This is a genomic window from Candidatus Symbiopectobacterium sp. 'North America' (assembly GCF_015762685.1).
Classification (GTDB): domain Bacteria; phylum Pseudomonadota; class Gammaproteobacteria; order Enterobacterales; family Enterobacteriaceae; genus Symbiopectobacterium.
Window position 1 is genome coordinate 108,280 of the sequence record NZ_PEHF01000095.1, and the last position, 16,380, is coordinate 124,659.

At 55.2% G+C, this 16,380-nt stretch carries 13 protein-coding genes and 4 pseudogenes; 7 read left to right on the forward strand and 10 right to left on the reverse strand.

The window, feature by feature from the left end; all coding sequences use genetic code 11:
- Positions 1–7 precede the first annotated feature (7 nt).
- The 3 genes from cpdA (at position 8) to parE (ending at position 3,429) form a co-directional block, all read left to right on the forward strand.
- The gene (gene cpdA, locus CS369_RS20430) at positions 8–835 is read left to right on the forward strand and encodes a 3',5'-cyclic-AMP phosphodiesterase (RefSeq protein ID WP_196908486.1); all 828 of its coding nucleotides are present in this window, start codon (positions 8–10) and stop codon (positions 833–835) included.
- A complete protein-coding gene (gene yqiA / locus CS369_RS20435; protein WP_196908487.1) occupies positions 835–1,416 on the forward strand; it encodes an esterase YqiA in 582 nt (193 codons plus the stop codon). Before cpdA ends, yqiA begins: the two co-directional genes overlap by 1 nt.
- 117 nt (positions 1,417–1,533) lie before the next feature.
- Positions 1,534–3,429 carry a DNA topoisomerase IV subunit B gene (gene parE, locus CS369_RS20440; protein WP_196908488.1) on the forward strand — a complete coding sequence of 632 codons (1,896 nt, stop codon included), beginning with the start codon at positions 1,534–1,536 and terminating at the stop codon, positions 3,427–3,429.
- Between the two features lie 5 nt (positions 3,430–3,434).
- Here the strand turns inward: parE and CS369_RS20445 are convergent, their stop codons facing one another.
- Entirely contained in the window at positions 3,435–3,965 is a 531-nt protein-coding gene (locus tag CS369_RS20445) for a GNAT family N-acetyltransferase (protein ID WP_196908489.1), read from the reverse strand.
- A gap of 120 nt (positions 3,966–4,085) precedes the next feature.
- Here CS369_RS20445 and CS369_RS24125 point away from each other — a divergent pair, with 120 nt between their 5' ends.
- Positions 4,086–4,388, forward strand: coding sequence for a LacI family DNA-binding transcriptional regulator (locus tag CS369_RS24125; RefSeq protein WP_244665134.1), 303 nt, complete (start codon positions 4,086–4,088; stop codon positions 4,386–4,388).
- On the forward strand, positions 4,313–4,768 hold the full coding sequence (locus tag CS369_RS20450; protein ID WP_244665135.1) for a hypothetical protein: 456 nt from the start codon (positions 4,313–4,315) through the stop codon (positions 4,766–4,768). Before CS369_RS24125 ends, CS369_RS20450 begins: the two co-directional genes overlap by 76 nt.
- On the opposite strand, the gene CS369_RS20455 is transcribed toward CS369_RS20450, so the two are convergent.
- From CS369_RS20455 to CS369_RS20465, 6 genes and pseudogenes are all read right to left on the reverse strand, one after another.
- The gene (locus CS369_RS20455; protein ID WP_196908490.1) at positions 4,761–6,080 is read right to left on the reverse strand and encodes an MFS transporter; all 1,320 of its coding nucleotides are present in this window, start codon (positions 6,078–6,080) and stop codon (positions 4,761–4,763) included. The genes CS369_RS20450 and CS369_RS20455 overlap by 8 nt on opposite strands.
- Positions 6,081–6,156: 76 nt before the next feature.
- Positions 6,157–6,477 carry a hypothetical protein gene (locus tag CS369_RS24130; RefSeq protein WP_244665136.1) on the reverse strand — a complete coding sequence of 107 codons (321 nt, stop codon included), beginning with the start codon at positions 6,475–6,477 and terminating at the stop codon, positions 6,157–6,159.
- Between the two features lie 27 nt (positions 6,478–6,504).
- Positions 6,505–6,741, reverse strand: a complete 237-nt coding sequence (locus CS369_RS24135; RefSeq protein ID WP_244665137.1) for a hypothetical protein — start codon at positions 6,739–6,741, stop codon at positions 6,505–6,507.
- Positions 6,742–6,883: 142 nt separating this feature from the next.
- On the reverse strand, positions 6,884–7,222 hold the full coding sequence (locus tag CS369_RS24140) for a hypothetical protein (RefSeq protein WP_244665138.1): 339 nt from the start codon (positions 7,220–7,222) through the stop codon (positions 6,884–6,886).
- Positions 7,180–8,634, reverse strand: a complete 1,455-nt coding sequence (locus CS369_RS24145; RefSeq protein ID WP_244665139.1) for a hypothetical protein — start codon at positions 8,632–8,634, stop codon at positions 7,180–7,182. Before CS369_RS24145 ends, CS369_RS24140 begins: the two co-directional genes overlap by 43 nt.
- A gap of 35 nt (positions 8,635–8,669) precedes the next feature.
- Positions 8,670–9,401 (reverse strand): annotated as a pseudogene (locus CS369_RS20465) (glycoside hydrolase family 88 protein).
- A 159-nt stretch (positions 9,402–9,560) separates the two neighbouring features.
- Here CS369_RS20465 and CS369_RS20470 point away from each other — a divergent pair.
- Positions 9,561–10,458 (forward strand): annotated as a pseudogene (locus CS369_RS20470) (LysR substrate-binding domain-containing protein).
- A 7-nt stretch (positions 10,459–10,465) separates the two neighbouring features.
- On the opposite strand, the pseudogene CS369_RS20475 reads toward CS369_RS20470, so the two are convergent.
- The 3 genes and pseudogenes from CS369_RS20475 to CS369_RS24150 form a co-directional block, all read right to left on the reverse strand.
- Positions 10,466–11,047, reverse strand: a pseudogene (locus CS369_RS20475) (NAD(P)H-dependent oxidoreductase).
- Between the two features lie 237 nt (positions 11,048–11,284).
- Positions 11,285–13,303 (reverse strand): annotated as a pseudogene (locus CS369_RS20480) (TonB-dependent receptor domain-containing protein).
- Entirely contained in the window at positions 13,218–13,670 is a 453-nt protein-coding gene (locus tag CS369_RS24150; RefSeq protein WP_244665140.1) for a TonB-dependent receptor plug domain-containing protein, read from the reverse strand. The pseudogene CS369_RS20480 and the gene CS369_RS24150 overlap by 86 nt, the downstream one beginning before the upstream one ends.
- 313 nt (positions 13,671–13,983) lie before the next feature.
- On the opposite strand from CS369_RS24150, the gene parC reads away from it, so the two are divergent.
- Positions 13,984–16,242: a DNA topoisomerase IV subunit A gene (parC, locus tag CS369_RS20485; RefSeq protein ID WP_196908491.1), complete on the forward strand. Its 2,259-nt coding sequence runs from the start codon at positions 13,984–13,986 to the stop codon at positions 16,240–16,242.
- Positions 16,243–16,380 lie beyond the last annotated feature (138 nt).

Genomic DNA, 16,380 nt, shown 5'->3' on the forward strand with positions numbered 1-16,380 from the left:
CTATTTTTTGGAAAGTCTGCTGAAAGTTCCTGTGGCGAGTGGGGCCAGAATCAGGATTTTACAAATAACCGATACCCACTTGTTTGCCGGCGAGCATGAGACACTGCTCGGCGTGAACACATACCTTAGTTACCATGCCGTGCTGTCTGCCATTCAGGCGCAGGGGCAGGATGTTGACCTTATTGTGGCAACTGGAGATCTTGCTCAGGATCATTCGCACGAGGCCTATCACCACTTCACGCGCGGCATTGCGCAGTTATCCGCACCTTGCGTATGGCTGCCGGGAAACCATGATTTCCAGCCGGCGATGGTGGATGTGCTGGCACAGGCAGGCATCGCGCCTTCCAAGCACGTGCTGTTGGGCGATGCCTGGCAGATTATTTTGTTAGACAGCGAGGTGTTTGGCGTGCCCCACGGCGAGTTGAGTGAATATCAACTCGAGTGGCTGGAGCGCAGCCTGCTGCGTTTTCCAGAGCGTCATACGCTGTTGCTGTTACATCACCATCCGCTGGCTTCAGGCTGTACCTGGCTCGATCAGCACAGCCTGCGTAATGCGCACCATCTGGATGCGGTGCTGGCGCGTTATCCGCAGGTGAAAAATGTGCTGTGCGGGCATATTCATCAGGAGCTGGATCTTGACTGGAACGGGCGCAGGCTGATGGCGACGCCTTCCACCTGTGTACAGTTCAAACCGCACTGCACTAACTTTACCATTGACGATGTCGGGCCCGGCTGGCGTTATTTGGATCTGTTATCGGATGGTTCGCTGGAGACGCGCGTTTACCGCCTGAACGGCAGCGAGTTTTTGCCTGATATGAATTCGGACGGCTATTAATGCCTACGCTACTCTACCTCCACGGTTTCAACAGTACGCCTAAATCGGCCAAAGCGACGGCGCTGACCGCATGGCTGGCGCAGCACCATCCCCAGATAGAGATGCTGGTGCCGCAACTGCCGCCCTATCCGGCGGAGGCGGCCGACCTGTTGGAGTCGTTGGTGATGGAGCGTGCGGGGCATCCCATCGGCCTGGTGGGGTCATCGCTGGGCGGCTATTATGCCACCTGGTTGTCGCAATGTTTTACCTTGCCCGCCGTGGTCGTCAATCCGGCGGTAAAACCCTTCGAACTGTTGCTGGAACATCTCGGCGAATATCGTAACCCCTATACAGGTGAAGAATATGTGCTAGAGTCTCGGCATATTTACGACCTGAAAGTGATGCAGATTGAATCACTCGAGGCGCCGGATTTACTGTGGTGTTTGCTCCAGACAGGGGATGAAGTGCTGGATTATCGGCAGGCTGTGGCGTATTACACGGCGTGTCGCCAGACGGTGGAATCGGGTGGGAACCACAGTTTTGTTGGGTTTGAACAGTATTTTGACCCCATTGTGCGTTTCCTTGGATTGAGCGACGATTGATCCGTTCTGTACTGCACTGCCCTTACTGACACGGACAGCGGCAATGCGTGGCCTGCGGGCTGTGCACCCTCTCAGCACCATTCCGTTTTACACATTTAAACAACGACTAACGCGAATATGAGTCAATCAAGTTATAACGCTGATGCCATTGAGGTGCTCAGCGGCTTAGAACCGGTGCGCCGCCGTCCGGGGATGTACACCGATACCACACGCCCCAACCATTTGGGGCAGGAAGTGATTGATAACAGCGTCGATGAAGCGCTGGCGGGCCATGCGCGCCGTGTTGACGTTATCCTGCATGAAGATCAGTCATTTGAAGTGATTGACGATGGCCGTGGCATGCCCGTGGATATCCACCCTGAAGAAGGGGTGCCAGCCGTTGAGCTGATTCTGTGTCGCCTGCACGCCGGCGGGAAATTCTCCAACAAAAACTACCAGTTCTCCGGTGGTTTGCACGGCGTGGGCATCTCGGTGGTGAATGCGTTATCTTCACGAGTGGAAGTGACCGTGCGGCGCGACGGGCAGGTTTACGACATTGCCTTCGAAAACGGCGAGAAGCTGCAAGCGCTAACGGTGAGCGGCACCTGCGGGCGACGCAACACCGGTACCCGTGTACATTTCTGGCCGGATGCCAGCTTTTTTGACAGCCCGCGTTTTTCTGTCTCGCGCCTGACGCATTTATTGAAAGCCAAAGCGGTGCTGTGCCCCGGTGTGGAAATCACGTTTAAAGACAAGGTCAACAATACCAAACAGCGTTGGTGCTATCAGAATGGTCTGAACGACTACCTGTGCGAAGCGGTTAACGGTTTGCCGACGCTGCCGGAAAAACCGTTTATCGGCGCTATCGTGGGCGATACCGAAGCGGTGGACTGGGCGCTGCTGTGGCTGCCGGAAGGGGGCGAACTGTTGACGGAAAGTTACGTCAACCTGATCCCCACGGTACAAGGCGGGACGCACGTTAACGGCCTGCGTCAGGGCTTGCTGGATGCCATGCGTGAGTTTTGCGAATTCCGCAATATTCTACCTCGCGGCGTGAAACTCAGTGCCGAAGATATCTGGGAACGCTGTGCCTATGTGCTGTCGGTGAAGATGCAGGATCCGCAGTTTGCCGGGCAGACCAAAGAGCGCCTTTCTTCGCGTCAGTGCGCCGCGTTTGTGTCTGGCGTGGTGAAGGATGCGTTTAGTCTGTGGCTTAACCAGAACGTACAAGCGGCTGAAATGCTGGCCGAATTGGCAATTTCCAGCGCCCAGCGTCGCATGCGCGCGGCCAAAAAAGTGGTGCGCAAGAAATTGACCAGCGGCCCGGCGTTACCGGGGAAACTGGCGGACTGCACCTCACAGGATTTGAATAAAACCGAACTGTTCCTGGTGGAAGGGGATTCTGCGGGCGGCTCCGCCAAGCAGGCGCGTGAGCGTGAGTTTCAGGCCATCATGCCGCTCAAAGGTAAGATCCTCAATACCTGGGAAGTCTCTTCCGATGAAGTGCTGGCCTCGCAGGAAGTGCATGATATTTCTGTCGCAATCGGTATGGATCCCGACAGCGACGATCTCAGCCAGTTGCGCTATGGCAAAATCTGTATTCTGGCGGATGCCGACTCGGACGGTTTGCACATCGCTACGCTGCTGTGTGCGCTGTTTGTGCGCCATTTCCGCCCTTTGGTCGCGGGCGGCCATGTATATGTCGCCATGCCTCCGCTCTACCGTATCGATCTGGGCAAAGAGGTGTACTACGCGCTGGATGAAGAAGAAAAAGCTGGCGTGTTGGAGCAGCTTAAGCGCAAGAAGGGCAAGCCTAACGTTCAACGCTTTAAAGGGTTGGGCGAGATGAATCCGCTACAGCTGCGCGAAACCACGCTTGATCCCAATACGCGCCGCCTGGTGCAGCTTACCATCAGCGAAGACGATGTGAACGAAATGCTGGCGGTGATGGATATGTTGCTGGCGAAGAAACGCTCGGAAGATCGCCGCAACTGGCTGCAAGAGAAGGGCGACCGGGCGGATATTGAGGTGTGATGCTGCTATCGCGCAATCTTGTATAAACAGAACCGCTCCAGCGCATGACCCACCGGTATTTTGGGATAATTAAAATCTTCACCGGTGTTGGTCATGCCTGCCTTTATCATCACACGCTGTGAAGCCATATGTTGCAGCGGGGTATAGGCGTAGACTTCTGGTGCCTCAAGTTGCTCAAAGGTATAACGGATCACGCGTTTTGCTCCTTCCGTGGCATAGCCGTTTCCCCAGTGTCGCGCTTGTAAGCGCCAGCCCGCTTCGATAAGCGGCGCATGAGGAATTCCGCTCTCTTCCTGCTGCTTATGCAAACCAATAAAGCCGATAAATTCGCCGCTTGATTTCAATTCCACGGCCCAGAAGCCCCAGCCCTTGTTGGCAATATGTCTGCTGATACGGCCGGCCTGCGCATTGCTTTGTTCTTGCGTCATCAGCTCGGGGAAATAGAGCATTACCGTTGGGTCGGCATTCAATTGTGCAAAAATGGGGTAATCTTCATCGCGCCATTGGCGCAGGATCAATCTTTCCGTCTCGATCATAGCGATTTTTCTCCTTATTCACGTTAAAGACTAACAAATCAATCTGAAAGACGCTGACAGGCTTCATGGCTTCACAGTAGAGTAAATGTGCATCTTAATCCTTGATGACTGTGTAAGATTATGAAAAACAATCACGAAAAAGACTCGGGTGGCACAGAAAAACTTGATGGCGGTGCGTGCCGTGTACGGCTGGAAGATATCGCCGCGCGCTGTGGTACGTCGTTAAACACTGTGTCTCGTGCGTTGAGCGGTGAAAAAGGGGTGAGCCAGGCGCTACGCGCGCAGATACTGGAAGTGGCGCGGGCGGTGCGCTACAGCCCCGCCGTGGAAATGGGGGCTCCCGTATCGTGCTGGCCGTCTCTCAGGTGGCGATGCTGGATTACCACCGTTATCAATTCAGTTGGTATGTGCTGCAAGGGCTGAAAGAGTGCGCCAAGGTGCTGGGTCTGGATTTGGTGACCCATCCGCTGTCCGACAAGGGCACGCAGACGCTGACCGATCTGCTCAACCAGGAGGATATCGGCGGCATGCTGGCACTTACCGTCGACGATCCGGCGATTTTAGACGTTGTAGTAAACCTGAAAAAATCTGCGGTACTGGTGAACAGCGAAGATCCGCTGATGCGGATCTCCAGCGTGATGCCGTGTAACCGCTCGGCAACCCGGATGGCGGCTGACTATCTGGTGTCACACGGGCATCGCGATATCCTGTTTTTGACCCATCCCGGTCGGCGAACCATTGAACAACGGCATGAGGGCTGGCAGGAGTCGATGCGGTATAGCGCGTGTTACGCGGTTATTTGAATTTCGCCCGTTCCATAGTGGGGATCAGCAGCTGGTACATGACGCCCCAGGCGACCAGATAGGCCACGGAGCTGATGGCGAACAGCGCCCAATAATTACCTGATGCTTCGAGTACGGCACCGATCACCGTGGAGAAAATCACGCTGCCGATCATGCCAAAGGTGCTGCCGATGCCGACGACCGAACCCACCGCCGCGTTGGGGAACAGATCGGACACTGACGTCAGCAAGTTTGCTGACCAGCCCTGGTGTGCAGCAGCAGCCAACCCGACGAGGGCAACGGCCAGCCACAGGCTTTCCACCTGCGTAGCGGCAAAAATCGGTATGACCGCACAGGCGCAAATCAACATGGTGGTTTTGCGCGCTTTCGCCGCGCTGAATCCCATATTCATCGGCTTGCCGGGCAACCAGCCTGCGCCCAGACTGCCACCAATGGCAAACAGATAGATCATGATCAACGGCACACCCAATCCGGCCATATTGATATCACGGGTTTCGTTCAGCCATTTTGGCAGCCAGAACAGGAAGAACCACCAGATGGGATCGGTCAGCATCTTGCCCAGCGCAAAGGCCCAGAGTTGACGGTAGCGCAGCAGGTGCGTCCATTTGATGGATTCAACGCTGACGTGCTCTTCTTTGTCCTGACGGATCCAGGCTAGTTCCTCGGCAGAGGCTTTATCTTGCGGTTTGCCAAACAGGAAAAACCACGGGATAATCCAGACAAAACCCACCGCGCCAAGAATCAGAAACGCCCCGTGCCAGCCGCAATGAATGGCGATAAACGGAATCAAAGCGGGAGAGACGACGACGCCAAGGTTAACGGCGACGCCCAGAATCCCTGTAGCCAGCGTGCGCTCTTTCTTGGGGTGCCAGTCGGCGATGACTTTCATCGCCGCCGGGAAGTTGGCCGATTCCCCCAGTCCAAGGATGACGCGCACAATGGCAAACCCGGCCACGGTGCCGACCGCAGCGTGCAACATGGCGGCGGCGCTCCAGACCACCATCGCCACGGCGTAGCTGATCTTGGTGCCAAACTTGTCAATGACGTGGCCGCAAATCAGGGTGCCCGCGCCGTAGGCAATGGTGAAGGCGTTGACCAGCCAACTGTACTCCATTTGCGTCCAGCCGATATCTTTTTGCAGCATTGGTGCCAGCAACCCGAGCAGTTGGCGATCCATGTAGTTCACCGTGGTGGCGAACACCAGCATCGAGCAGATAGTCCAGCGATAGCGGCCTTTGGGAGGCGAGCTGGCGGTGGTTTGGCTGTCGCCGTGAGGGACAGCAGCTTCTTTTTGGCTAACTTGAGTGTCCATAGTGATTCTCCAGCTCAGGCCAGTGGCCTGAGCGGTTGATGGTTAGGGTAGAGTGGTATTGCGTGATGAAAAAAGGCTAGAGCGTCAGCTCGCAGTGCGTACCAGCCACGCTCCAGACATCGGGGTCAAGGGTGCGGCCTTGCGCCTCCACGCGGCCATCCGGCAGAAAGCGCACTTCACCGTAGACCGGATCGAGGACGCGCAGGGTGTCATCGGCCTCGTGTTGCACGGTGAGATCAGCGAAAGTCTGCGTAAAGCTGTCCAGCGATTGAATGTCTGCGGCATCATTCAGACGCACCAGCCAGGTGGTTGTTTTGCCGTGCTGCTGTACTTCACAGTGGCGCGTCGGGCCGGTTTCCACAATGTGGAAAGACTGAGAGCCGAACAACAGCGCCATGCCAGTTTCACTTTGCAACGCGATGCGCTAAGGGTTGATACGCACATCGCTAAAAATATGCTGCGGCAGCCAGGCGTGGGTGAACGTCGGTTGCCCTTCGTGGGGGGTGAAAGTCAGCACCACTAGCCCACGATATTGCTGGACGCGCGGTAGCGTACCGCAACCGCCCCAGTAGGAGGGTCTGCCGAATCCGCCGTGTATGGTTTCGCCGGGATGGTTGATCCACACCTGCGCTTCGGGAATATCACCAATGCGCAGATGCAACGGCGTCTCCTTATATCCCCATTCGCCTCAGCGATAACCAGCAATGGAGCCCGTTGGTTTTGTAGTGGTACAGTTTGGCGATGCGGTTAGCCCCTTGGGCAAAGCACCACTCTTGCGCCGTCGCTTTCTGCCATACCGCAACCTAAGCCAGTGCCGGATCGAGGGTCAAACCGTGGTCGCGCAGCAGTAGCGCCAACTGCGGCAAAGCGTGGAAGCGGCAGCCGTAGTTGCCTTTGCCCCACAGCAGGCGGGAAATTGCGGCCAGCTCCAATGAGCGTCCGGCGCGCAGCGTGTGTTCGTAAGAGCGTCCCTGAGAGGCGGTCAGCATGCCCTGATGACAGGAGTGGGCGATTTGCTCAATCAACCGCTGGATAGCGCGGCGGCTGCGTGCGGCAATATCGGCGTCGGGAGAAAGCGCGGCCAACGCGGTCAACCCTTTCAAATACACTGGGAAATAGGGGGCAGAGTTCCACTCGGCCATCTCGCAGGATTCAAAATGGGTGAGCCAATCGAGCACCCGCTGCTTGCCGGCGGCAGCCTGCTGGTTCCCGCTGCGGTTGGCACGCATGAACGTGGCCTGTGGGAAAAAGCTACCCGCCAGATAGGCGGCAGTGTGAAACAGCAGCGCATGGTTTTCCGAGAAGTACCACTGCACGTCGTTGCCCGGTTCATCCATCCAGTAGCGGAAATGCAGAATGGCGGCATCGATTTTTTCCCGGGTGGCCGGTGCGATGGCATCACCCCAGGCGATGCGGCACCACAGCAACGGCACCAGCGTGAAATCGGCACAGTCATGACAATCCAGCACCGAAGGCAATACCCCTTCCAGCATGGCGTGGGTTTCCTCATCGGCCATGCCGCAGGCCAGTCTGGCCAACGCTTTAACACTGCTGTACTCCCTTGCGTGGCGACCGTGTGCAGCGCTTCGGCAATACGCGCGGCTAAGGTCTCTGGCACAACCTGCTGCGCGGTGGCATGACAAATCTCGACGCCAAGGGTGCGGCTTATTGATAACTCTCCGCTGGAGAGCGTAATCACGAAGTTGCGGAAATCCGCTGGGAGCTGCGCCGTATTGGCGATACGCGCTATCTGTTGGCCCGGACGCAATTCAGTTTCCAACTCAATAGGTCTATCCAGCGAAATAAAATCGCCCAGTACGCGGCAGGCGATGGTCAGCGGCCGGGTCGCAGGCGCAGGGAAGCAGAGGTTGATATCCCCGTGGCTGTAGGCGGAGTATTCGAAGGACATCCCTTCCAATAGCGTCTCCATTTCAGCGACTCCCTGTGCAGCAATCGGTGAGATCAGCGCCACATTAACCGGTATGCCCGCCACGTAATCGAGTTGGAAGAAAAAGCGAATATCCCGTTCTGCTAGATCGTCAAACCAGACCCTAACATCGTTTAGCCCTGATGTTAAGGAAACTGTGACCTCAATGGCGTTTTCCAGATTGCGCTGGTAGGCGGCGCTCCAGGCGACATCTTCGCCATTAACCTGCACAATACCGCCGCCGCAGGTGGTGAAACGCAGGGTCACCTCACCGGCGGTTTCGGCTTCCAGCCAGGTTTGTGTCCAGGCACCGATGCGGGTAGGGCGGAACCAGAAACCAGAAAGGTCTACGCGGTCAGAGCCGAAGGGGAACCACCATCGCGTCAGCTCGAACGCGCCGAACGGCTGTGGTTTCTTCTCCAGATAGCGCTGCTGGAAGTCTACCCGGCAAGGATAGGTATGCGGAATGAAGTTTTTCTTTTTACTCAGGAAGAAAAACGGGTCCATGTCACCCTGCATGGGAACATCGGGTACGTCATAACGTTGGCTGACGATATCGGAATAGTGCCAGTAACGAATCGCGTCACCCTGTTGCAAAGCGCGGCGATACATCTTGTTAGTGTTCATTTATTATTCCCCGGATCACAATGCGTTTAGATCATTTATTCCGCAATACGGATGCCTTCACTTAAACACAATATGGCAAGCGACTGCCCGTAGGCGGTGGGTTGCAGCGGTATCTCTTTATAAAAATCAAGCGTGCGCCCTATGCAAGTACCGTACGAGACATTCTGCACCGTGCCTTGCACATCGATATTCTGGCGCACTGCCTGTAACGCTTTTTCCCCCGCCGCCAGCCAGCGTTCATCACCCAAGCCCAGGCGTGCGCCTTTCAGCAAGCCGTAGCCAAAACCGGCGGTAGCGAAAATCTCTTCGTAACTGTCAGGGTGGTCCAACAGGGTATGTCAGGCACCGCTTTCGGCTTGCAGATCGATCAGGGTGTTCACCTGCGCGTTGAGGCACTCCAACAGATAGAGACGCACACCGTTGTCGATAGGGGCAATCTCCAGCAGGTCGAGAATTCCAACGGTGATCCACGCGTTGCCACGCGCCCAGCGGGCTTGCGCAAAATTGCTCTTTTGCGCAAAGCTCCAGCCGTGATACCACAGGCGGAATAGACCGTACAGGCCCACGCCCTGCGGCCATTCCTTACGGTTGAAAGAGATATAATCTCCCGGCGTACCATCCAGGTTGGGCTCATGAAAACGGCCTCCGTCTTTCAGGCCGATAGTGCCTGCTATCAGGGCATCTAACTGTGCGTTCAGTGTGGTGTTGCTGCTCATTGCGTCAGTTTTCCCTTGATGAAATAGTGCGCCTTGCAAATGGTGTAGCATTTGCGCAAAACAATGCGCAATACGAAAATTTTTTGCGTTAATGTTTTGTGATTTTGATTAACTTTTTGGCTGGGGACGTGCCGACCAGGTTTTTTTTATTTATTAAAATAACCGGTTATGATGACGTTATCTGAGGCAGAGAAACGGCAGCGAGAAGCGATGAAAGTCACGCTGGAAGAGTTGCAAGCGTTTGTAGTGGTCATCGACAGCGGGTCGATTACGGCAGCGGCAGAGCAGTTGGGGCAGACAGCCTCCGGTATCAGTCGTGCGCTGCGTCGGCTGGAAACCAAGTTGGATACTACGCTGTTGCACCGTACCACACGCCGTCTGGCGTTATCACAGGAAAGCGAGCTGTTTTTGGCGCAGGCGCGTGAAGGGATCGCGTCAGTTGAACAGGCAGAAGAGTCGATGGCCGTCGGGCGTGAGCAGCCCTGTGGTACGTTGCGTGTTAATGCTGCGTTCCCGTTTATGCAACATGCCATTGTTGCCCCTTATCCCTGAATTTCGCCACATTTACCCGCATATTCAGCTACAACTGAACACCGATGACGTCTTTATTGATTTACTGGAGCAGCATACTGACATTGCAATCCGCATTGACACCCTGCGGGATTCCAGTATCCATGCCCGTTTGCTGGGCAGCACGCGCACGCGGATCTTGGCCAGCCCCGATTATTTGCAACGCCACAGCGTGCCGCAGACCGTAGAAGCGCTGGATAATCACGTATTATTCGGTTTCACCCATGTGGATGCGCTCAATGTCTGGCCGGTGCGTAAAGCCAACGGTGAGTTGTACCGCATCAAACCCGCGCTGGTGGCCTCGAGCGGTGAAACGCTGCGCCAACTGGCGCTGCGCGGGGAGGGGATCGTCCGCTTGTCTGATTTTATGACACAGGACGATCAGAAAAGCGGACGATTAGTGCCGGTGTTGGCGCAACAGACGATTGAAACGCGCATGCCGGTGAACGCGGTTTAATACCGCAACACCAAGCTGACGGCGCGTATCAGCTGTTTTCTCGATTTTCTCAGCGAGAAGATGGCGCACCAGTTGCTTTAGGTGGTGTTCAGGCGAATACGCGGGTCAAATGTTCTAGGCATTCAGCCAGATAGCGATCCACCTCTGGTTGCTTGATCACATCATTGCAGATAAAGGTCGGCAGCGGCGACAGGCCGATAAACTGGTTGGCTTTGTGGAACGGCAGGTAAACGCCATCAACACCGACACCGTGAAAGAACTCGTCGAGATCGGTAAAGGCTTCCAACAGCGGGTTCCAAGTCAGGGACAGCATATAATTCCGCCCTTGCAGCAGACCGCCGGAACCGTATTTTTTGCTGGCGTCTGAGCGGGTGCGGCCATCGCTGGCATACAGCGATCCGTGACCGTGAGTAAACACCTCATCGACGTATTTCTTCAGGATCCACGGCACGTCCATCCACTATCCCGGCATTTGATAAATGACGGTGTCTGCCCACAGAAAGCGCTGTACCTCCTCGTCCAGATTGTAGCCCTGATCGACGTGAGTCACCTCTACGTTATGGCCCTGTTCGCTAAGCAAGGTGGCGGTAAAATTCGCGAGCGTGTTGTTCAATTGGCCCTTAGAGTGACCAAAGTATTTGCTGGCGTTGATCAGCAGAATGTTTTGCATGGTGACGATGATCCCGATTGCTTAATGAAAGTAAGGCAGTGTAGTGCGCAGACTTAGGATGAAAAACGGGGGTAATGGCACAACACTCTTGACTGGCAGTCAATAAATCAAGGATGTTATGCCCCGTGAGTCAGGCAACCAATAAGTAAAAAGGGCAGTAAAACCAACGTATCGGCTTTCCTGCCCTGACAAGGACGCGTTTTGCGTTTATCTCACTTCACGCAATAAACACGCTGATTAGAAATCGACGCTCATGCCCAATTGGAAGGTGCGTCCCGGTGCAATGGACAACTGCTGATCGTAATAATGTGCGTTATTGGGATCGGTATTGGTCGGTGCCTCAATGTTGCGGCTGTTCTGGTAATCCCAATATTTACGGTCAGTCAGGTTGTAAATACCGCCGTTGACGCGCACGTTTTTGGTAATGCGATAGTACGCGGTCAAATCCACCAAACCATAGCCCGGCACGCGCATAAAAGGTGTAATTGTCGGAGCCAAGCACATTACCGTTGCCCACGCGTTTACGGCCTGCGGCATAATCGGCGGTTTTTCCTTTGGTAAAGGTGGTGATCAACGCAGCGCCATAGTGTTGCTCGGATCGTCATAGGCCAGCCCAACCACGGCTTTTTGTGGCGTGACGGTATCGAGATTGACGTAGCGGTCACCGGAGGCGCTGGATTTCGAGGCACCCTGGGTATAGCCGTAAGCCAGACGGGCGCTGAACCCTTTGGCCTGTTCAAACCAGGTGCCCAGTTCGAAACGTGCACTCAGCTCGCCACCGTAGATATAGGCTTTATCGCGGTTTTCGGTGAGATAGAGGGTACTGATGGTGTTTGGCAGATTGGCAAACAGGTCGGGATTTCCTGCACGGCGATAGTAGCCATTGGCGATAAAGTTTTTGTAATCGTTATAGAATGCGGCAGCGCTAAGCGTTACCCCGTCCACAATACGGCCTTTCAGCCCCAGCTCATAGTTATCGCTGGTTTCGGTTTTCAGATTAGGATCGCCGATCGTGGCATAAGAGCTTGAGGTGCCCATATAACCCAAGGACCAGGCACCATACAGTTGCCCGGCGTTCGGGAACTGAGCGCCGCGCTTATACTGAACATAGGCCAGCAGATCCGGTTTCAGATTGTACTGGAAGGTCAGCGCAGGCAAGATCTGGCCGTCAGAGTTGGTGCCGTACATATTGGCAGTGTTATTTGCCGTTACGTTGCCATTAATATTGGTAAACAGGTTATCGATATTTTCTGGCTTGGCGTGTTGCCAGGCGAAACGCACCGCAGGGATCACTGAGAAATCGCGCCCAGCCACATCCCAGGTCATCTTATCCTGCACAAAAGCACCAGCATTAATGATTTTGCTGTCTGCTTGAGGGCGGCCCAATTGAATAGGTAGCCCATCTGCCACAATGTTTTGTGCTGTCAGCGGTCTTTCGGATTCAGACTGGCGAATGTTTACACCATAGCTAAATCGATGATTACGCCACTCTTTGGTCGCTTTGCTTTCCAGCCCAAGGGTGTTGGTATCGTAGCCGCTCCACACCTGAGTCGGTGACGCAGCATTGCTGATGGTGTAGTCGTGGGCTTCGGTTTTGCTAAAGAACAGTTTGCCGTTCAGGCTGTCAAACAGCAACCCGTCAGTTGGCGTATACAGATCGGCAACGCTCACGCCCCAGCGGCGCGTTTTGCTGTCCTGAAATGAGGTGCTGCCATCACGAGAAGAACTGCCAGAGGCGCTGACATTCCAGGTGGGGAAGTTGCTGTGGTTAAACTTCTCGTAATACTCCACGGTGCCGGTTAGCTGGTGCAGGTCGGTTGTCTGCCAGATACCAGAGGCCAGCACAGCGTTGGAGTGCCAGTTGACCGGATTGCTGTTGATGGTAGCATCACTGTGATTTTCGGTTTCATTACCGTCACGGCGGCTGTAGACCACCACGCCTCGCAGGGTGTCGTCACCGCCAGCGGCGGTAATCCCGTTGTGGAAACTGCGATCGGCGGAGTCATACCCGACCTGATAGCCAAAATAGCTGTGTTTATCGCTGCTGAGGAAGTTATCCGGCGATTTAGGCATAAATGAAACCGAGCCGCCAAAGGCATTATTGCTGTTAGACACGTCGGTAGCACCGGAGGCGATATCAACCGAGCCGTACAGGTAGGGATCTAGGTAATCACCGCGGCCGATAACGGTGCTGCCTGCCTGAACGCGACCGCTTGGCGTTGAAGTACCGCGTCCCTGCGGGAAGTTCAACGTCATCGATATCGATAGAGACGCGATTGTTTTCCAGCCCGTGAATGTTGTAGCCGCTGTAGCCACCGCGATCGTAGCTGCTTTTGCCTGCGGTAGCCCCGGCGCTGACACCCGGTGCGCTCACCAGCGGCTGATAGCGCATTATATTGCCGAAGGTATTACCACCTTCTTTCAAGAGGTCGTTGGCTGTAAGGGTGGTTTTCGTGCCCGCTTCTCGCTCCACGCGGGGAGAAAGTACCGTCATGGTGTCCTGGGACTCTTTCTGGGCAGTATCCGATTTGCCCTGCGCGCTTTGCGCCGCATTGGCACCAAATGCCAAGCCGGACAGGACGCCGGTCAGCAAAATGTTATTCATATTCTTATGATTTAACATGATAGAGCTCTTGGGTTCGCGATGGTTTGGGTTCGTAAAAATGGCAGTGCCGATATTGTCATAGGTGCGGTAGGATGCCGTGTATAGCTAAATGATAATCATTATCACAACAATTGCGGCATTAAGATTTCTTAATGCAGGAACTCAACGACGATTGATGAAGTGTTAAGGGAGGAAGACACCTGAGGTTTGTGACAGTGGCTGGCAAGATGCTGTACTATCTGCGCATACATTACCGCGTGCGTTGCGGGAACTAAGCCTTTTAGATGACCTGTTTTGGCATGATCATTGAGTCACCGCGTAAGGATTATCGATGAGTGAGATAACTCATGACGGCGCAGAACGTCTTGCGCTGCATATGTTTACAGAAAATGCGTACCTGAACTACTCCATGTACGTCATCATGGACAGGGCGCTGCCTTTTATTGGTGATGGCCTTAAGCCGGTGCAACGCCGCATCGTGTATGCGATGTCGGAATTGGGATTGAGCGCCAGCGCCAAGTTTAAAAAATCCGCTCGTACCGTGGGGGACGTGCTGGGGAAATACCATCCGCACGGTGACAGCGCCTGCTATGAAGCAATGGTGCTGATGGCGCAGCCTTTCTCTTACCGCTATCCGCTGGTGGACGGTCAAGGGAACTGGGGGGCACCGGACCATCCGAAATCCTTTGCGGCGATGCGTTATACCGAATCGCGTCTCTCCAAATATGCCGAAGTGCTGCTGGGGGAGTTGGGGCAAGGCACCGTCGAGTACCAGCCCAACTTTGACGGCACCTTGCAGGAGCCGAAAATGTTGCCTGCGCGTTTGCCCAACATTTTACTTAACGGCACCACCGGCATTGCGGTCGGGATGGCGACGGATATCCCGCCGCATAACGTGCGCGAAGTGGCGGCCGCCGCCGTTGCGCTGCTGGAAAAACCGGAATCATCGCTCGACGATCTGTTGCAGTTCGTCCAAGGGCCGGATTTTCCCACTGAAGCTGAAATCATCACGCCGCGTGATGAGCTGCGGCGCGTCTATGAGCAGGGGCGTGGTTCCGTGCGGATGCGTGCCTTGTGGAAGAAAGAAGACGGCGAAGTGGTGATCACTGGGTTGCCACATCAGGTCTCGGGGGCGAAAGTGTTAGAGCAGATCGCCAGCCAAATGCGAGCGAAAAAGCTGCCGATGATCGATGATTTACGCGATGAATCGGATCATGAAAATCCGACGCGTCTGGTGCTGGTGCCGCGATCTAACCGGATCGACCTCGATCAGGTAATGAACCACCTGTTTGCCACCACCGATCTGGAAAAAAGCTACCGCATCAACATGAATATGATCGGTCTGGATAACCGTCCCGCCGTGAAAGGGCTGGTGGAGATCCTGAGCGAATGGCTGGTGTTCCGCCGTGATACAGTGCGCCGCCGCCTTAACTATCGTCTGGAAAAAGTGCTCAAGCGTTTGCACATTCTGCAAGGTTTGTTGATTGCGTTCCTGAACATTGATGACGTTATCCATATCATCCGCACCGAGGATGAGCCCAAAGCGGAACTGATGCGCCGCTATGGCCTGAGTGATACTCAGGCTGAAGCCATTCTGGAATTAAAATTGCGGCATTTGGCGCGCCTGGAAGAGATGAAAATCCGTGGCGAGCAACACGATTTGGAAAAAGAGCGCGATCAGCTTCAGGTGCTGCTGGCATCAGAATGCAAGCTTAACAACCTGCTGAAAAAAGAGATTCAGTCGGATGCTGAATTGTATGGCGACGATCGCCGTTCGCCGCTGCATGAGCGTGCGGAAGCCAAGGCCATGAGTGAGCACGATTTCGTACCGTCTGAACCGGTCACTATCGTGTTGTCAGAAATGGGCTGGGTGCGTAGCGCGAAAGGGCATGATATCGATCCTTCCGGGTTGAGCTTTAAAGCGGGCGATAGCTTCCGCGCCGCCGCGCGCGGCAAGAGCAACCAGCCGGTGGTGTTTATCGACTCAACGGGACGTAGCTATGCGCTCGATCCGATAACGTTGCCATCGGCGCGCGGTCAGGGTGAACCGCTGACGGGCAAACTGACGCCGCCGCCGAGTGCCAGTATTGAGCATGTGCTGATGGCCGCGGATGAACAGCGCCTGTTGATGGCGTCCGATGCTGGCTACGGGTTTGTTTGCACGTTCAACGATCTGGTGGCGCACAACCGTGCCGGTAAGGCGATGATCACGCTGCCGGACAACACCAAAGCGCTGGCACCGATCGTGATAGAGCGAGAAGACGACCTGCTGATGGCGGTCACTGCGGCGGGTCGCGTGTTGGTGTTCCCGGTGTCCGATCTGCCCCAGTTGTCGAAAGGCAAAGGCAACAAGATCATCTCCATCTCCTCGGCGGACTTCGCGGAAGGCAAGGATCGCCTGGCTCTCCTGTTGGTGGTGTGGCCGCAAGCGACGGTGAAGCTGTATTCCGGTAAGCGCAAAATTGTGGTGCGTGCAAGCGAACATCACGGTGAGCGGGGCCGTAAAGGCACCCTGCTGCGTGGGCTGCAAAACATTGACCGCATTGAGGTTGATGCGCCTCCAGCGCCAAAGGATGACAGCGAGGAGTAATGCGCTGCCTGATATCACCCGATGGTGGTATCAGGCATCTCCCCCTTTGTTACCTGCCCGATGGCGCGGGTACCACGGCAAAGGATTACCCGTGTGTTTTATGCCGAAGTCGCTATACTAGCGGCGGCGGTTGGCTTA